Source organism: Rhodococcus sp. B10 (genome assembly GCF_011770055.1).
GTDB classification, from domain to species: Bacteria; Actinomycetota; Actinomycetes; order Mycobacteriales; family Mycobacteriaceae; genus Rhodococcoides; species Rhodococcoides kyotonensis_B.
In genome coordinates, this window is sequence record NZ_JAAFYV010000005.1 from 131,223 (window position 1) to 148,560 (window position 17,338).

General features: G+C 64.8%; 15 protein-coding genes. 4 read left to right on the plus strand and 11 right to left on the minus strand.

The window, feature by feature from the left end; all coding sequences use genetic code 11:
- Positions 1-116 precede the first annotated feature (116 nt).
- Positions 117-1,115, plus strand: a complete 999-nt coding sequence (locus RhoFasB10_RS05190) for a diiron oxygenase (protein ID WP_206030540.1) — start codon at positions 117-119, stop codon at positions 1,113-1,115.
- A gap of 73 nt (positions 1,116-1,188) precedes the next feature.
- Here RhoFasB10_RS05190 and RhoFasB10_RS05195 read toward each other — a convergent pair whose 3' ends face one another.
- From RhoFasB10_RS05195 to RhoFasB10_RS05220, 6 genes are all read right to left on the minus strand, one after another.
- Positions 1,189-1,998 (minus strand): CoA ester lyase, encoded by an 810-nt coding sequence (locus RhoFasB10_RS05195; protein WP_167675452.1) that lies wholly within the window; start codon positions 1,996-1,998, stop codon positions 1,189-1,191.
- Positions 1,995-3,158 (minus strand): acyl-CoA dehydrogenase family protein, encoded by a 1,164-nt coding sequence (locus RhoFasB10_RS05200; RefSeq protein ID WP_068430519.1) that lies wholly within the window; start codon positions 3,156-3,158, stop codon positions 1,995-1,997. Before RhoFasB10_RS05200 ends, RhoFasB10_RS05195 begins: the two co-directional genes overlap by 4 nt.
- Before the next feature lie 10 nt (positions 3,159-3,168).
- The gene (locus RhoFasB10_RS05205; protein ID WP_167675454.1) at positions 3,169-4,515 is read right to left on the minus strand and encodes an MmgE/PrpD family protein; all 1,347 of its coding nucleotides are present in this window, start codon (positions 4,513-4,515) and stop codon (positions 3,169-3,171) included.
- Positions 4,512-5,720, minus strand: a complete 1,209-nt coding sequence (locus RhoFasB10_RS05210) for a CoA transferase (RefSeq protein ID WP_068430526.1) — start codon at positions 5,718-5,720, stop codon at positions 4,512-4,514. The genes RhoFasB10_RS05205 and RhoFasB10_RS05210 overlap by 4 nt, the downstream gene beginning before the upstream one ends.
- Complete coding sequence (locus RhoFasB10_RS05215; RefSeq protein ID WP_068430530.1) at positions 5,717-6,265, minus strand: MaoC family dehydratase; 549 nt, start codon at positions 6,263-6,265, stop codon at positions 5,717-5,719. The genes RhoFasB10_RS05210 and RhoFasB10_RS05215 overlap by 4 nt, the downstream gene beginning before the upstream one ends.
- A 122-nt stretch (positions 6,266-6,387) precedes the next feature.
- On the minus strand, positions 6,388-7,119 hold the full coding sequence (locus tag RhoFasB10_RS05220; RefSeq protein WP_174551487.1) for an FCD domain-containing protein: 732 nt from the start codon (positions 7,117-7,119) through the stop codon (positions 6,388-6,390).
- 306 nt (positions 7,120-7,425) lie between these two features.
- On the opposite strand from RhoFasB10_RS05220, the gene RhoFasB10_RS05225 reads away from it, so the two are divergent.
- Genes RhoFasB10_RS05225 through RhoFasB10_RS05235 form a run of 3 tightly spaced genes read left to right on the plus strand, consistent with a single transcriptional unit; the run spans position 7,426 to position 12,499 of the window.
- On the plus strand, positions 7,426-9,507 hold the full coding sequence (locus RhoFasB10_RS05225; RefSeq protein WP_167675456.1) for a hydantoinase/oxoprolinase family protein: 2,082 nt from the start codon (positions 7,426-7,428) through the stop codon (positions 9,505-9,507).
- On the plus strand, positions 9,504-11,321 hold the full coding sequence (locus tag RhoFasB10_RS05230) for a hydantoinase B/oxoprolinase family protein (protein WP_167675458.1): 1,818 nt from the start codon (positions 9,504-9,506) through the stop codon (positions 11,319-11,321). The genes RhoFasB10_RS05225 and RhoFasB10_RS05230 overlap by 4 nt, the downstream gene beginning before the upstream one ends.
- Positions 11,267-12,499, plus strand: coding sequence for an amidase (locus tag RhoFasB10_RS05235; RefSeq protein ID WP_346764356.1), 1,233 nt, complete (start codon positions 11,267-11,269; stop codon positions 12,497-12,499). The genes RhoFasB10_RS05230 and RhoFasB10_RS05235 overlap by 55 nt, the downstream gene beginning before the upstream one ends.
- A 29-nt stretch (positions 12,500-12,528) precedes the next feature.
- Here the strand turns inward: RhoFasB10_RS05235 and RhoFasB10_RS05240 are convergent, their stop codons facing one another.
- The 5 genes from RhoFasB10_RS05240 to RhoFasB10_RS05260 all read right to left on the minus strand — a co-directional run bounded on the left by RhoFasB10_RS05240 (position 12,529) and on the right by RhoFasB10_RS05260 (position 17,324).
- Positions 12,529-13,329: a thioesterase family protein gene (locus RhoFasB10_RS05240; RefSeq protein ID WP_167675460.1), complete on the minus strand. Its 801-nt coding sequence runs from the start codon at positions 13,327-13,329 to the stop codon at positions 12,529-12,531.
- Positions 13,330-13,422: 93 nt separating this feature from the next.
- Positions 13,423-14,229, minus strand: a complete 807-nt coding sequence (locus RhoFasB10_RS05245; RefSeq protein WP_167675462.1) for an ABC transporter ATP-binding protein — start codon at positions 14,227-14,229, stop codon at positions 13,423-13,425.
- A gap of 8 nt (positions 14,230-14,237) precedes the next feature.
- Positions 14,238-15,266, minus strand: coding sequence for an ABC transporter substrate-binding protein (locus tag RhoFasB10_RS05250; protein WP_167675464.1), 1,029 nt, complete (start codon positions 15,264-15,266; stop codon positions 14,238-14,240).
- Between the two features lie 15 nt (positions 15,267-15,281).
- The gene (locus tag RhoFasB10_RS05255; RefSeq protein ID WP_068427107.1) at positions 15,282-16,166 is read right to left on the minus strand and encodes an ABC transporter permease; all 885 of its coding nucleotides are present in this window, start codon (positions 16,164-16,166) and stop codon (positions 15,282-15,284) included.
- A gap of 126 nt (positions 16,167-16,292) precedes the next feature.
- Positions 16,293-17,324, minus strand: coding sequence for a LacI family DNA-binding transcriptional regulator (locus RhoFasB10_RS05260; RefSeq protein WP_167675465.1), 1,032 nt, complete (start codon positions 17,322-17,324; stop codon positions 16,293-16,295).
- Positions 17,325-17,338: the final 14 nt, after the last annotated feature.

Below are 17,338 nucleotides of genomic sequence, written 5' to 3' on the forward strand. Positions count from 1 at the left end.
ACCTCTTCCCTCGGCAACAATGTGTGTGTAACCTCAGTTACCAGCAATGGTGCTTGTTTTCGGGTCCTAGGCCCGTGAGCACGGCAAACGCGCAATCGGGATGAGGTGCACAGCTCATGGTTACGGTTACCCGCCAGACGGGACGCACGACTCGACTGCCGGTCGAGACCTACCGAGAGATGCTCGACGTACTGTCCGAGGGGTCGGTGCGTCGCAACTTCGATCCGTATCTGGACATCGACTGGGACAGCGACGAGTTCCAGATGACGTCGGACGACCCGCGGTGGGTGCTGCCGGAGTATCACCCGCTCGGCGGGACGTCGTGGTATCGGAATCTGTCGATCGATCGGCAGATCGAAGTCGGACACCACATTCAGATCAACTCGGTGAAGGTCGGGTCTGCGTTCGAGAGCATCCTGATCCGCGGAATGATGCAGTTCATCATGAAGATGCCGAACAACTCACTCGAGTTTCGGTACTGCCTCCACGAAATCACCGAGGAGTGCAACCACATTCAGATGTTCCAGGAGTTGGTGAATCGCTCCGGCGCCGATGTGCCCGGCATGCGTACCGATTTCCGACTCGCGTCGCCCACGATGGGAATGCTGGGCGCAGCGTTCCCCGTCGTGTTCTTCATCGGCATCCTGGCGGGGGAGGAGCCGATCGATCACTGGCAGAAGTCGGTGATCCGCCAGGGTGCGGACGTCCCACCGGCGATGCTGCGCACCATGGAGATTCACATCGCGGAAGAGGCGCGGCACATCTCTTTCGCGCATCACTTCCTGCGCCAGCACTACCCGAACCTCGGGCGGTTCAACAAGTGGCTCGTCGCGGTGTCGACGCCGATCATCATGCGCTGGCTCGCCGGCGTCATCATGGCGCCGCCGCGAAAGCTGGCGTCCGACTTGGGTATTCCGCGCGCCGTCGTGAAGGAAGCGTACTGGGACGGACCGGTCGGCAGCGAGCAGTTGCAGTCGTACTTCGGTGACGTTCGCATGCTCGTCGACGACATCGGAATGACCAACCGGACCGCCAGGTATCTGTGGAAGAAGCTGCGTATCGACGGCCAGATCTCCCGGTTCCGCGGTGAGCCGGACAGGTCGGTGCACGACTGAGCCAGGAGCCTGCGGGACCGAGTCGGTGATGCAGGCCGTGCGTGGGAATGTATAGCCCGCTATACATTCCCACTCACGGGGCGCGGAGCGCCACCACCCGCCGCGCCTGACGTGCCACTGCCTCGTCGATCAGGAAGCCGCGGGAGTCGACGGCGACACCCGTTGTCGCCAGCGCTTCCAGAACGGCGTACGCATCCTGAACCTCATCGACGGTCGGCACGAAGACCTTTCGTGACGCCGCCACCTGCGCCGGATGGATGCAGGCCCGCCCGACGAATCCGAGCCCGGCGAGCTTCCGGGTATCGGATTCGAACTCGTCCAGGTCACGGAAGTTCCGCGACACCGCAGCCAGTGGCGGTTCGATGCCGGCCGCGACGGAGGCCGCGACGACCTGACTGCGCGCGAACAGCAACGAATCGTGCGAACCGTCCACACCCAGGTCGGCCGCCAGATCCACCTCGCCGATCTGCAGGAACCTGATGCGCGGCGCCCTGGCAATGGCCAACGCCTCGAACACTCCACCTGCGGTTTCGATCATGGCCGAGATAGCCGCCTCAGGACACACCTCGTCCAGGACGTCGGCGACCCGCGTGACCTCCGCCGCCGACCCGACCTTCGGCAACCACACACCGGTCAATCGGGGACCGGCGACGGCCCGAACATCGTCTAGATCGCCGGGATTGACGCGAACCCAGACCTCGACGTCGCCGGGCATGCACTGCGCCACCCACTGCGCGACGGTGCGTCGCGCAGTCTCCTTGTCGGCCAGCGCAACCGCGTCTTCGAGATCGAGTACGACGGCGTCGGCCCCCGACGCGAGCGCCTTGTCGAACCGTTCGGGCATGGTGCCCGGTACGTAGAGGTAGGTCAGCGCACCGCTCACCCGATGACTCCACTGCCGGCGACGAGGGACTTCGCGATGACCGTCCGCATGATGTCGTTGGTGCCCTCACCGATGGCCATCAGCGGTGCGTCACGGTACAGACGTTCGACGACGAACTCCGTCGAATAGCCGTAGCCGCCGTGAATACGCATCGCTTCGAGGCTTGCGGTGATCGCAGTCTCCGACGCGAAGTACTTCGCCATGCCGGCTTCCATGTCGACGCGCTTGCCCGAATCGGCCTGCGACGCAGCCCAGTACGTCATCAAGCGTGCGGCCTGCAGTTGGGTGGCGATGTCCGCGATCTTCAGCTGAATGGCCTGGAAGTCGGCGATGGGCTGACCGAATGCGGTGCGCTCGCGGGCGTACTGCAACGCCGCGTCGTAGGCCGCCTGTGCGATTCCGACGCTTCGGCCGGCGATGTTCAGGCGTCCGATCTCGAGTCCCGAGAGTGCTTGCTGCAGACCACGGCCTTCGACGCCACCGAGCAGAGCGTCGACCGGAACGCGGACGTTATCGAGCAGGATCTCGCAGGACTCGGTGCCCTTGTAGCCGAGCTTGCCCATGTCGCGCTGCACTTCGAAGCCGTCGGTGCTCGTGTCGATCAGCAGCAGGCTCATGCCCTTGTGCGGGGGAGTCGCGGTCGGATCGGTCTTCACGAGCACGGGCAGTACGTTCGCGTGGCGAGCGTTGGTGATCCACGTCTTCGCACCGTTGACGATGTAATGGTCGCCGTCGCGCTTGGCGGTGGTCTTGATGCCCTGCAGGTCGGTTCCGGCGCCGGGTTCGGTCAGGCCGACGCCGGTACGCCATTCACCGGTTGCCAACTTGGGCAACAGGTTCTGCTTCTGCTCGTCGGTGCCGTGCTTGTTGATCATCCAGCACGACAGGTTGTGGCTACCGACGATTCCTGCAATGCCCATCCAGCCCCGCGCCAACTCTTCGTACACGAGCGTGAACGACACCTTGTCGAGGTCGATGCCGCCGTACTCTTCGGGTGTGGTGATGCCGAACAGACCCATGGCCTTCATGTGGTCGACAATCTCGGTGGGGTAGCGGCCGCTCTTCTCCCACTCGTTCGCGACAGGGACGATTTCCTTGTCGACGAAGTGGCGCAATGCTTTACGGAACTCGAGCTGATCTTCGGTGTACGTGAAATCCACGGGAGGTGTCCTATCGGGAAATGTCGGCGGCCAGGTCCAGCACCGCGGTGAGGTCGGGTTCGTCGGCCAGGCCGAAGATCCGGTCGGCCAATTCCTGTGCGCGAGAGTGCGAACCGCAGTTCGCGTCGAACTTGTCCCGCAGTGCGTCGTCGTCGAGCGGGAATGCAGCGCTGCCGCGGCTACCGTCGACGCGGCCTTCGAGGATGCGGCCGTCGTCGAGAGTGATCAGTGCCCGCCCGGGTGCCGACGCGGCAGGCCCGTCGTACATCATGTCGTTGACGCGCACCTTGCGAGCGGTCTGCAGGATCTCCTCGCGCGCAATCGATTCGGGTGTGTACGTCTCGACTGTGACGGCGCCGTCGTGCAGCAGTGCGGCGACGGACCACGGCAAGTCGAACTTGCCGTCGTATGTGCTGCGCGGTGCGGCGACTCCGGCGTTGGGGCCGCAGACGATGTGCTTCGAATCGGGGTGGACGAACACCTCGATGTCGGCGACCTCGTCGGCAGACGCTCCGGCAGCTTTCACGGCGTCGAGCGTCACGTGCATCAGCTGGCAGCTGGGATACGGCTTGATGCCGATGCGCGTGGCCTCCCAGGTGCTGCCGAGGTCGTTCGTCAGAACCGTCAGATCCGCGGGGCGGTCCGAGAGTGCGGCGTACAGTCCGCGCTTGCCCTCCAGTACCGACGCAGGTCCGCTGGCGCCGGCCGCGGCGAGCCGTGCAGCGAGAATGCCGTTGAAGCTCGCCGATCCCGGATGCAGGGACTTGGTGTCGGCGTCGCTGTCGAGGAACTCGAGCAGACCGGCGCTCGACGAGCCCGCAATACCTAACGCGTGCACCAGAACCGACGGCTCGAAGTCCATCAGGCGTCCGGCGACGAGTGCCGACGACAACGTTCCGACGACGCCCGATGCGTGCATTCCACGCGCATGGAAGCCGTGCGGACTGACGGCGCCGAGGCGGCAGGCGGTTTCGAGACCGAGAGCGAAGGCGGTCAGGATCTCTGCCCCCGTCGCTCCCGTCTCCTGCCCGACAGCGAATGCCGCAGGTAGCGACACCACGGTCGGATGAACGAGGGCACCGGCGTGGGTGTCGTCGAAATCGAGGGCGTGTATCAGCACGGCCGTCGCCATGGCGGCGGCGGGTGCTGAGAGACCCGCCGAGCCGGTCAACGGCCGAGCTTCGCCTGGGCCACCGAGAGCATTCGCGACGGTCCATCCCGCGGTGCCGCTGCCGAATCGTGCTGCAGCAATGGCATTTCCGACGCCGTCGAGCATGTGCCGCGCAGCTGCGTGCCGGACGTCGTCGGGCAGATCGCCGACGCCCACTGCCCACTCGGCAAGGTCACGCGACGTCATACCCGGACACCGGCTTTCCCGAATGCACCTGCGGCATCGAGTTCGGCGACGCGGTCGGCGTCGTACCCGAGAGAGTCGAGGACTTCCTGGAAGTGCTCGTTGCGTTGCGGTGCCCGACGGTACTCCGGCTTCTCGGCTCCGAAGTTCACCGGCGAGGCAACCTGGCGGATGGTGTCGTATACCGGGTGGGAGGTCTCGACGATGAGATCCCGTGCGAGCGTGTGGGGTTCGTTCAGCGCCTGCTCGATGTTGTTGACCGGACCGGACGGAACGCCCGCCGGACGCAGCAGCGACAACCAGTGTTCGACGGTGTCGGTCACGAAGACTTCTTCGAGGATCGGGAGAAGCTCACCCTGGTTGGTGCCGCGCAGTGCGAACGACGTGAAACGCGGGTCCTCGCCGAGTTCCGGTCGCCCGATGGCGACGACGAGGCGCTCCCAGAACTTCTCCTTCGCGCAGCCGACGATGAGCCAGCCGTCGCTCGCTTCGAACGCCTGGAACGGAACCAGCGACGGGTGCGCCGAGTTCTTCGTCCGTACCGGCTCGAATCCCGCGTTCAGGTGCCACGTCGCCGGGTAGGTGAGCAGCGACATCGCCGTGTCGTAGAGCGAGACGTCGCAGTCGCCGCCGACGCCGTCGCGTCGCGCAGCATGAAGACCGGACAGCAGACTGATCGCCGCGACGAAGCCTCCCGAGTAGTCGACGAGCGACAGACCCGATTTGGTGGGCGGGCCGTCGGGATCGCCGGTGACGTCCATCCAACCGGCGAGGCCCTGCAGAATGTAGTCGTAGCCAGGCTCTTTCGCGCGCGGACCGGTCATGCCGAAGCCGGTCAGGCTGCAGCACACGATCGCGGGATTGAGGTGCTTCAGGTCGTCGTACGTGATTCCGATCTTCTTCGGAACGTCGCCGCGCAGGTTCGAGTAGACCGCGTCGGCGCCGCGCACGAGATCCTCGAACACGGCGCGACCTGCAGGCGTCGAAAGGTCGAGCGACAGGCTGCGCTTGTTGCGGTTGAAGGTCTCGAAGAACAACGAGTCCTCACCCTGGTTGTACGGGGGCACGTAGCGCCCGACGTCGCCGCCGACGTTCGGGTCTTCGATCTTGATGACGTCCGCACCGAGATCGGCGAGGTGGACGCTGCCGAACGGGCCGGCGCCGTACTGTTCGAGCGAGATGATGCGGACGTCTTCGAGTGGCCTCATGATTCGGTGCCTTTCGTCTCCGGCAGCTGCAGCGGGCCGTTCTTGGCCTGGGGGAAGTAGTTCTGGCCGATGCCGCTCTCGCGCGTCGCGACCATGACGGAGCGCTTCCACGAAATGACCTCCACGCCATCCTGATTCAGGCCGCGGGTGATCATCGAGACGATTCCCGAGTACGGCCGCGACTCGGACTTGCGCAGTCCGGTGCACAGGCTCTCGGCGTAGATGGTGTCACCGGCGTAGACCGGATGCGACATCTTGATGTCGGTGAACGCGAGGTTCGAGATCGCGTTCTGACTCATGTCGAGTACCGAAATACCCAGCACCACAGCAACAGTCAGACCCGAGTTGACGATGACGCGTCCCTCGGTGATCGGGTTCTGCGCCGCGAGGTGGGCGTTGAAATGATTCTGGTTGGTGTTCATCGACAGCAGCGTGACCCACGTGTTGTCGGTTTCGGAGATCGTCCGTCCCAGGGGGTGTTGGTACACGTCACCCACGACGTAATCCTCGAAGAAGCGCCCTAGAACGGCCGGATGGGTTGCCACCGTGTCTCCTCAGGTTGGTTCGGCGAATGCCTTCCACTGAACCATAAACATCTGATGTTTAGGGTGTCAAGGGTCACTATCGCCGCAGAACCGCGGAGAAACTGGGCGGAAAGAGCAGATATTTACTCGGCGCGCAGCCGATCCATCTGCCGGTACGAGTCGCCGAGGTGGTCGAGGTGCTTGCGCATCAGATCCATCGCGCTCATCGAATCGCCCGCGACGACGACGTCGAGAATCGCGCGGTGGTCGTGGTCGACGCACTGCCAGAACCCGTCGGGCGCATGATCGCGCCCGAAACGACTGGACAGGACACGAAACACCGGTGCCGTGATGAGCTCGAGCAGGGGATTCTGGGCGGCACGCAGCAGGACGAGGTGGAACTCCTGGTTCTGCTTGTACGTTTCCGGGCCCTGCGCACCCGAGGGGTCGAACATGGCCGCATGCAGCTGTTCGAGATGTTCGTCCGTGCGACGGAACGCTGCGATACCCGCTGCCGGAACCTCCATGAGGTTGCGGACTTCCATGAGCTGGTCGACGGTCACCGCTTCGGCGGCAGCCATCAGCGCCACGCCCGTCTCGAGGTGAGCGCTGATGTGCCCCACGCTGGGTTCGGCGACGAAGCTGCCGCCGGTGACGCCACGCGTCGTGAGAATGAGGTTCTGGCTGGCCAGCGACCGTAGGGCTTCCCGAATCGTGCTGCGGCCGACGCCGAATTCGGCGCTCAACTCGGCGTCGCCGGGAAGTCGGGCGCCGGGTTGGAGTTCGCCGGACAGGATTCGCTCGCGCAGGCGCGCGGCCAGAACGGCGTATGCCGGGCCGCTCTTCGGCGCCACGTCGGCGGTCGTATCGGTCACGTCGCGATCCTTTTCGTGCAGGGGCCGGTGCGGGCACGAGCCTATCCCGAGTGATGCGATTCGTCCTGAACATCAGCGCCGTTTAATCATCCGCCTTTTGAACGCGCACGATGTCTGGATCGGACCTTTCGGGCGCCGAAACCGAGTTTTCATGATCGAAACATCTGAGGTATTGCTTTCCTATCGGGCGACAGGCACTATGACACCAGTCACCTTCGCACGGTGAACCCGACACTTTTCGGGGTCGACGCATTGCACGTCAGCCCCTCCGCTCCACCGCGAGCGCCGGCAGAAATGGAACCTAGGATGAAACGAATCGGAGTCGACGTCGGCGGTACGTTCACCGACCTCGTGCTGTGGGACGACGACGGCACCGTGGTGGTCCACAAGACACCGTCGACCAATCACGATCCGTCGATCGGAACCATGGACGGCATTCAGGTTCTCGCCGAACGCGCCGGAATCGACCCGTCCGAGATCGACATGTTCTTCCACGGCACCACCGTCGCGACGAACATCGTGCTCGAGCACAACGGCTGCGACGTCGGCATGATCACCACCGAAGGGTTCCGCGACCTCCTGCACATCGCGCGTAAGAAGCGTCCGCTCAATTACTCGAACTACCAGGACCTACCGTGGCAGAAGTGGCAGCTCGTGCCGCGCCGCAACCGTCGGGTCGTGCCCGAACGCATCGACGCCGCGGGCAACGTCCTGACGCCGCTCGACGAGGACGCCGTCCGTGAGCAGGTGCGCCTGCTGAAAGACCGTGGCGTGCAGGCGATTGCCGTCGCATTCCTGCATTCGTACCGCAATCCGACGCACGAGCGACGCGTCAAGGAGATCATTCTCGAGGAGTTCCCCGAGGTCTTCATCTCGCTCTCCAGCGAAGTCGCGCCGCAATACCGTGAGTACGAACGCTTTTCGACGGCCGCATTGAATGCATTCATCGGCCCGAAGACTTCGAAATACATCGAGAACCTGGCGGGCAAGGCAAGTGCTGCCCAGGTCGGCGAGGACGTGCACCTGATGACGTCGGCCGGTGGCCTCGTCACCTCGCGTAGCGCCAGCGAGATTCCCGTGTCGCTGCTCACCAGTGGCGTCATCGCCGGCCTGCTCGGTGGCTGCGCCATCGGCAAGGCATCCGGATTCCCGAGCGTCATCACACTCGACGTGGGTGGCACGTCGGCCGACGTCGGCGTCGCGCCCGACGGTGCACTGCGTATGAAGCACCTGCTCGACACCCGTATCGGCGACTACCACGCGATGGTGCCGATGGCCGAGGTCGACACGATCGGCGCGGGCGGCGGCTCGATCGCCGTCGTCGACGACGGTGGCATGTTCCGCGTCGGCCCGCGGTCTGCAGGTGCCGTTCCCGGGCCCGCCTGCTACAACCGCGGAGGCACCGAGCCGACGTCGACCGACGCGATGGTCATGATGGGCTGGCTGCGGGAGAACAGCTTCCTGTCCGGCACCATGGAGGTCAAGCCGGAACTGGCGCGTGAAGCAATCCAGACCCACATCGCCGACAAGCTCGAGACCCCGGTCGACGAGGCCGCGATGGGCATCTTCAAGATCCTCGCGCACTCGATGACCGAGGCCATCAGCCTGCACTCGGTGCGCAAAGGCTATGACCCACGCGACTTCTCGCTGATCGCCGAGGGCGGCGCCGGACCGCTGTTCGCATGGCAGATCGCCGACCAGCTCGGCATTCCGCGCGTGATCGTTCCCGGCCACCCGGGCATCACGTCGGCAGTCGGCCTGTTGACCACCGACATTCGCTACGAGATGCCCACCACGGTATGGACATCGTCGGCCGACCCGAACGTCGAGCTGATCTCCGAGCAGATCGACCGCCTGTCGAAGCAGGCCATCGCGCAGCTCGAAGCGGACGGTGTTGCCCCCGAGGACATCTCGCTCGAACGCAGCGTCGACTGCCGCTACGTCGGACAGGGCTACGAGCTTCGCGTGTCCGCGCCCGACGGTGAAATCGACGACGTCTGGGTCAAGACGACCGCCGAGGCATTCCACGAGGCGCACGGCCGCACGTACTCGCAGCGGTTCGACGACAAGCCGGTGCAGCTGATCAACGTGCGCGTCACGGGTGTCGGCGCTGTCCCGCACGTCCGCATCGCCGAGATCGAGAAGGGCGGCGACGACGCGTCGGCCGCGATCAAGACCACGACGCAGGCACTGTTCTGGGCGAGCGAAACCGCGAAGCCGGAGTGGGTCGAGACCCCCGTCTTTGAACGCTCACAGTTGCTCGCGGGCAACAAGATCGACGGTCCTGCCATCGTCGAACAGTTCGACTCCACCACCATCATCGGCATGAACCAGCACGCATACGTCGACGCTGTCGGCCACATCATCATCGAGAGGAAGCCCGCATGAGCAAGGCGCTGATGCCCAAGACCGGTGTATCGCTCGCGGGCGAAGCCACGCGCACGTGGAACGACGTCGAGGTCGATCCGATCACGTTGCGCGTCATCGGTGGTGCACTCCAGTCGATGGCCAAGGAGATGGCCCAGGTTCTCTACCGCATGGCGTATTCGAGCCTCATCCGCGAGTCCGAGGACCTCGGCGCAGGCATCTTCGACGTCAACGGCCGTGAATTGTGCGAGTCGGATTCCACTCCCATGCACTGTGGTTCGATTCCCGCTTACATCCGCGGTGTGAACCGTCGACTCGCGGGGACGTACAAGCCCGGCGACGTGATTCTGCACAACCACCCGTACCACGGTGCGGCGCACTCGCCCGACTACGGCGTCATCATCCCGATCTTCTGGCAGGGTGAGCACATCGGATTCGCCGGCTGCACCGGCCACGTCTCCGACGTCGGCGGTAACTTCCCCGGCCTGTGCATGGACGTCGTCGACGTCTGGGCCGAGGGCAAGCTCATGGACTCGATGAAGATCTACGAGGCCGGAGTCCGCAACGACTACCTCATCCAGCACATCCTCGACAACGTTCGCACGCCCGAGCAGAACCGCGGTGACCTCGAAGCCCTCATCGCGTGCTCGCGCATCGGCGAGAAGCGCTTCACCGAACTGCTCGAGAAGTACGGCCTCGACACCGTCATGAGCGCAGGCGAGCGGTGGATGGACTACTCGGAGAACATGCTGCGCACCAAGATTCGGGAGATTCCCGACGGCAGCTACTCCGCGCCCATCGGTTACCTCGACGACGACGGCAAGAACCGCGGCGAGCCGTTGGCTGTGGCCGTACGTGTTCAGGTGGAGGGCGAGGACATCCTCATCGACCTCACCGGATCCAACAGCCAGGTGCCGACGGCGTTCAACGTGCCGTTCGAGGGCTCGGTGCTCCCGGTCGCCGTGTCGGCGATCCGCACGATCCTGCTCGACGAGGACATCACCGAAGAATTCGTTCCGCAGAACGACGGCTGCTTCCGCCCGGTCAAGGCCTACGCACCGGAAGGCACGATCTTCAACCCGGACTTCCCGGCGTCGTGCTTCGCTCGGTTCTCACAGGTCAACCGCGTGTTCGACTCGATCAACCTGGCGCTGGCTCCGGTGCTGCCGGATCACTCCATCGCCGGTTCCTCGGCTGCGCTGTGCGCCATCGCGTATTCGGGCATCGCGCCGGACGGTGAGTCGTACTGGGTGTACATCGAGATCAACGAGGGCTCGTACGGTGGCCGCAACGGCAAGGACGGCATGGACGCCGTCGACGCGCTGATGGCCAACACCCGTAACAACCCCATCGAGGAGCTCGAGCTCAACCACGCGATGCGGGCTCTGCGGTACGAGCTGCGTGACGAGCCGCCCGCTCCCGGTCAGTGGCGCGGCGGCATCGGTAGCGTGCGCAAGTGGCTCATGGAGACCGACACGTTCCTCGGATCCGAGGCCGACAACCGTTCCGACGCACCCGCCGGTGCGCTCGGCGGTCACGACGGTGTATCCGGCTCGTTCACGCGCAACGCGGGAACGGATCGCGAGGAAGTGTTGTACTCCAAGGTCACTCAGGAAACGATCAAGGCAGGCGACACGCTGGAGATCAAGCTGCCGTCCGGCGGTGGCTTCGGTGATCCGTTCAAGCGTGACCCGTTCCAGGTGCTCAGCGACGTCTGGGACGAGTACCTGACGGCCGAGGATGCACGACGCGACTACGGTGTCGTCGTGGATACCGAGAAGTGGGTCGTCGACGAGGACGCGACGGCGGGCCTGCGCGCAGGGAGCGCGGCCTGACCGATCTCGGCGCGGTCATCACCTGGTGTGACCGCGCCGGGAGTTCTTCGGGGCCGTTGGCGGGCATGCGGATCGGCGTCAAGGACAACATCGATGTTCAGGGCGTCGTATCGACCTGTGGGTCACGGTTTTTCGAAGACAATGTCGCGTCGGCGGATGCGGACGTCGTCACCCGGTTGATCGGGGCCGGTGCGCGAATCACGGCCAAGCTCAACATGGCGGAATTCGCCGTCGGCGTGACGTCGCAGAACACGGCCGGGCCGGTGCCGCGAAACCCGTGGGATCTCGCTCGGGTGCCGGGTGGGTCGAGTGGCGGTTCGGGATCGGCCGTCGCCGCTGGGCTCGTCGACGCGTCCCTCGGCACCGATACCGGTGGGTCCGTGCGGCTTCCGGCGTCGGCGTGCGGTGTCACGGGCCTACGTCCGACGTGGGGTGCGATCAGCAACGACGGCGTCTATCCCGTCAGCGAGGATTTCGACACCGTCGGGCCGATGGCGCGCACCGTCGACGATGTGGCGCAGCTGTTCTCGGTGCTGTCGACGACGTCGGACCTCGGAGGGACGGCGCGTCGGATCGGCGTTCCGACGGTGTTCATCACCGACGACGTCGATCCGGCGATTTCCGACGCGGTCTCCGCTGCTGCGCGTGAGTTGGCGGCTCTCGGTTACTCGCTCGTGCCGATCGAGGTGCCGGGTGCGGCGTCGGCGCAGGACATCGTCTACACGCTGATCTACTCGGATCTCGCTGCCCGCCATCGGGAGCGTCTCGAGACGTCGCCCGAGTTGTTTCAGCCGGCGACGTTGGAGCGAATTTCGTTGGGGCTGAAGATTACCGAAGAACAGCGGTTGGCGGCTCTGCGGGGCCGCGACGAGTACCGCGCCGGACTGGCAGGGTTGTTCTCGGACGTCGACGTCGTGTTGACGCCGACGATGCCGGTGGACGTGCCGCTGATCGACGGCGACAGTGGAGTGATCGAGCAGTCGCGGCGGATGGGGCAATTCAGCTACCCGTGGTCGCTGCACGACGGCCCGACGCTGGCCCTGCCCGTCGGGTTCCATCCGTCGTCGGGCATGCCCATCGGTGCGCAGTTGACCGCTGCGGCGCACCGCGAACGCATGCTGTTCGAGGTGGGTTCGCGGTTTCAGGCGGCTACGCCGCACGTGCGCGCGAATGTATAGCCCGCTATACATTCGCACGCACGACGGGGTCAGTCCTTGTAGTAGACGAGCTGGTGACTGGTGGCGAGCAGCTTTTCGTCGCTGCTCCACAGCTCGGCCGTCTGATCGAAATATCCCCGGTGGAAGCGTCGCGCATGGGCGTGGGCGAGAACGTACGAATCCGCCTGTGCTGCGACGTCTTCCGTGGTGGCGAAGAAGTGGATGGTCAGCGTGATGGTGCCCGCGGGGACGTATTTGCCGCGGCGCTGGAAGACACGTGGGTAGAAAATGTCGCCCATCGACGTCAGCGCCGCGAAATCCAGTGCGCGTGAGGGTGTATCACGAACCCACAGCGAGATGGTCGAGTCCGCGGCTTCTTCTTCGACCAACGCGCCTGCCGCGAAACGCATCTCGTAGTTTCGTGCCCAGGCGATGAAGTCCGGAAAGCCGCTCTGCTCGAGTTCGGACGGTGCAGGCACGTCCGGGGGAGTGGCTTCGTCGTCGTCCCAGGTGTCGCGACGGTGTCCGAACACCGCAGTCGCCGTCGTCGCGATCTCGCCGTTCTGGCTGACTTCCAGGTACCAGTGCTGATTGCTGCGGTTGGTGCGCACTGCCCGCGTCGAGATCTGGAACTCGCCCTCCGCGATCGGGCCCGCGAAGTTGATCGTGATCGAGAGCGGATCCCCGTGGCGGTCCGGGTGCGATTCGACGGCACGGACGAGCGTAGCTGCGGTGACGCCGCCGAAGGGGCCGACCATGTTGTTGTACGGCGCGGACGTGCGGCCCAGATAGACGCCGGGCTCGATGCTGGTCAGGGCCACTGCGTCGTCGAACGGGTGGGTCATTTCCATACCGTGTTGATATCACGAGCGATGGCAATGCCACCCGTGCGTGCGAATGTATAGCGGGCTATACATTCGCACGCACGGGGCGACGGAGTCGCCCTAATCAGCGCTGGTGGCTCCCAGCAGATCACGGACACGGTTGGCGACAGTGGTGAACTGCGGCTTCTCCATCGTCGAGCTGTAATCCCGCTTGTCCGGCAGGTCGACGTCGAGAATTTCGACGATCCGGCCCGGCCGTGGACTCATGACGACGACGCGGTTGGCAAGGTAGACGGCCTCGGCGACCGAGTGGGTCACGAGCATGACCGTCGTTCCGGTTTCACGCCAGATGCGGTGCAGCTCGACGTTCATCTTCTCGCGGGTGAGAGCGTCGAGCGCGCCGAACGGCTCGTCCATGAGCAGCACTTCGGGTTCGTGCAGCAACGCCCGGCACAGTGAGACTCGTTGCTGCATGCCACCGGACAGCTCGTGCGGCAGCGCGTTCTCGAACCCGGTGAGTCCGGTCATCTCGATCAGCTGGTCGGCCTTGGCGGCGGTCGCCTTCTTGCTCATGCCGCGCATCTCACCCTGTAGCAGAATGTTCTTGCGCACGGTGCGCCATTCGAGCAGGGCCGCCCGTTGGAAGACGTAGCCGATTCCTCGCTGTGGGCCTTTCACTTCGCGTCCGCCGAGACTCACGCTGCCCGAGCTCGCGTTGGTCAGTCCAGCAACGACTTTCAGGAGCGTCGACTTACCGCATCCCGACGGTCCGGCGATGGTGACGAATTCGCCTGTGCGTACGGCGAGATCGACGTCGCTGAGTGCGGTGACCTCGCCGCGCTTGGACGAGAAGCGGACGCTGAGGTCGTCGACGGCAACTGCAGTATCGGTCAGCGTCGTCCTCGGTCGTTCGAACGTGGCAGTCATGTCAGGCCTCACTGCTCGGTAGTGGTGGTGAAGGAGGAGTCCCAGTACTTCGACGGGTCCTCGGCGCTCTCGAGGAGGCCTGCGTCACTGAGAATGGAAATGGTGGACACCCAGTCCTCCTCGGAGTTGACTCCCGGCGCGTTGCCCTCGGTGTTCGGTGTCGTCAGCAGCGGAATGGTCTCCTGCCACTGCTGCAGCAGCACCGATTCGGGCGGTGTCTGTGGGTCCTTGCCAACCATCGATGCCACTGCCGCTTCGGGATTGGCAATGGCCGCCTCGAACGCCTCGCTGGTGGCGTCGACCATGGCTTGGACGAGTTCCGGTGAACGCTCGATGGTGGATTCGTTGGCGATGAGGCCGTTGCTGAAGAAGTTCAGGCCGGCATCCGAGTACTTCAGGTAGCGCATCTCGCGTCCACTCTTGTTCGCGATGTTGGGGCCCTGGTCGTGCGCGAAACCGATCAGACCGTCGACCTGACCGGACAGCATCGCCGCGATCTTGCCTGCCGAGTCGAGGCTCTGTTGCTGAATCGACCCTTCGTCGACGCCGACGGCAGCCAGGTAGGCAGGAAACGTCGTTGTCGGGGCATCGCCGGCGGACACGGCGATGGTCTTCCCTGCCAGGTCTGCCGTGGACTGGATGGGGCCGTCCGCGTAGACCTGAACTGCCGACGGCGTGGTCTGGAGGTAGACGCCGACGCTCTTGACGCGGACGCCCTTGTCGATGTTGCTCAGTACCGCGGCCGAGTCGGCCCATCCGAAGTCGGTCTGGTTGGACCCTGCGGCCTGTGCGGTCTTGGTCGATCCCTGGCCCGCGGTGATGGTGAGGTCGATCCCGTGCTTGGCGAAGATTCCCTCCTGCACTCCGTAGTAGAACGGCGCGTGCTCGCCGTACGGGTACCAGTTGAGCATCAGCGATGTTGCGGTGGTCTCGCCGTCGGTGCCCGGCGCCTTCTCCTCGGCTCCGGCGCCGCTGCAGCCGGCGAGGACGAGTGACGATGCGGCGGCGGCCGCGACGACGATGTTCTTGAGCTTCATTTCGTTCTCCGATGTTCAGACTGCGGCCGCGGATGCAGTGGATCGACGCGACGCGTGCCAGGGGATGAGGAATTTCTCGGCGATCTCGATGATCATGAACAGGATGATGCCGAGGGCCGACATGATGATCAGCGCGGCGAAAAGCATTGCGGTGTCGATGTTTCCGTTGGCCTGCAGGATGACGTAGCCGAGTCCTTCGTTGGCTCCGACGAATTCGCCGACGACCGCGCCCGTGACCGCAAGAGTGGCGGCGATCTTCAGACCCGACATCAACTGGGGCAGCGACGCCGGGAAACGCACCTTGGCGAACGTCTTCCACCGGCTCGCGCCCATGGTCGAGGTGAGTTCGAGAATCTCGGGATCGACCGAACGCAGTCCGGCCATTCCGGCGATCACGATGGGGAAGAACGCCATCAACACGGCGACGAGAATCTTGGGGCTGGCTCCGAATCCGAGCCACACGACGAAAAGCGGGGCGATGGCGATCTTCGGAATGACCTGCGCGAACAGGATGAGTGGGTACATCGTCTTCTCGAGGGACGACGAGTAGATCATCAACACCGCGACGGCCTCGCCGACCAGGGCGGCGATGACGAAGCCCGCGACGGTCTCGTACGTGGTGACCCACGTGTGGCCGGCGAGGTACGACGCATTTTCGAGCATCGTGTTCCACGTGTCGGCGGGGGACGGAAGGATATAGGGCGCAACCAGTTCGGATTCGGTCACCGCCCACCAGGCTGCAATCAGAACGGCCACGAGGGCCAGTGGCCGCCAGAGGCCGGACCAGGTGTTTCGGAACGATGGCACGGTGGATTTCAAGCTCCGTCGATGATGCGTCGGCGCGGGGTGGGACGCCGTCGGCTCAGCGGAACGGATCTCGACCGACGTTGTTACCGCCATGTGGAGTCCTCGCGTAGTAGTGGTGCGGGGCCACTGCATTACCGGGCACCGCGGTTGGAATGCGCTTTCCGAAGCTGCAGCCGAATGTAGTGTGACCGCGCCCACACTGTCAAGGGTGGGTAAAGATTACCTGCTCAGAGCACTGCTGGCGCGCAGAACGACGGTCCCGGGGGCGTACTCGTGGAGGCTTTGGCTCGCCGCGGAATCGCTCAGCGCCAACTGCACTGCGCGCTCACCGATCTCGACGAGCGACAGCGCAACGGTCGTCAGGCTCGGAAAGTGGTCACGTAGCGTCGGGATGTCGTCGAAGCCCGCGACACAGACGTCGTTCGGGACCTGCAGGCCGAGGCCTCGCCACGCGGCTATCGCGCCGATGGCCATGACGTCCGTGACCGCGAAGACGCACGGTGGTGTGCCGTGACTCGGATGCAGTTCCAGCGCCGCGGCGAGGCGTCGGGCAGCGCTGTATCCGCCGTCACGCGAGAAGTCGCCGGCCACTTCGATTTCGGGGGTCAGTCCGTGCCTGGCCAGCGCGTCGACGAAACCGTTGCGACGATCCACCGACGTGCGGATGTTGCCGGGCCCTCCGATGACGGCGAAACGCCGGTGTCCTTCGTCGACCAGCGCCTCCGCGAGTTGAGCTGACGCAGCGAAGTTCTCGGGTTCGACTGCCGCGCCGAACGGCAGCGGTTGTCCGATGACGACGACTTTCCCGTCGTTCTTGCGGTAGGCGGCGAACTCCTTCTCCAGGTCGCGGTCGAGGTCCCCGCTCTGCCTAGAGCCGGCCAGGATGATCGCGTCGGCGCGATGCGAGATGAATGTGCTGACCGATTGTCTTTCGATGTCGAAGTCGCGCTCGGTGCTGGCCAACAGCACCAGCTTTCCCGCGGCACGTGCCTCGTTCTGTACACCGCGCACGATCGACGAGAAGTACGGGTCGGCGACGTCGTGCACCACGAGGCCGATCAGCCCCGTCGACGAGCGGGCAAGTGCCTGGGCCTGGGCGTTCGGAACGTAGCCGAGATCGGCCGCGGCGGCTCGAACGCGATCGGCGACGCCCTCGCCGGGGATGCGAGAGGACCCGTTCAGGACTCGTGACGCGGTTGCCTGCGAGACGCCCGCAGCTGCCGCGACGTCCTGCAATCTGACTGCCGCCATGCGTTTTTCCCTCC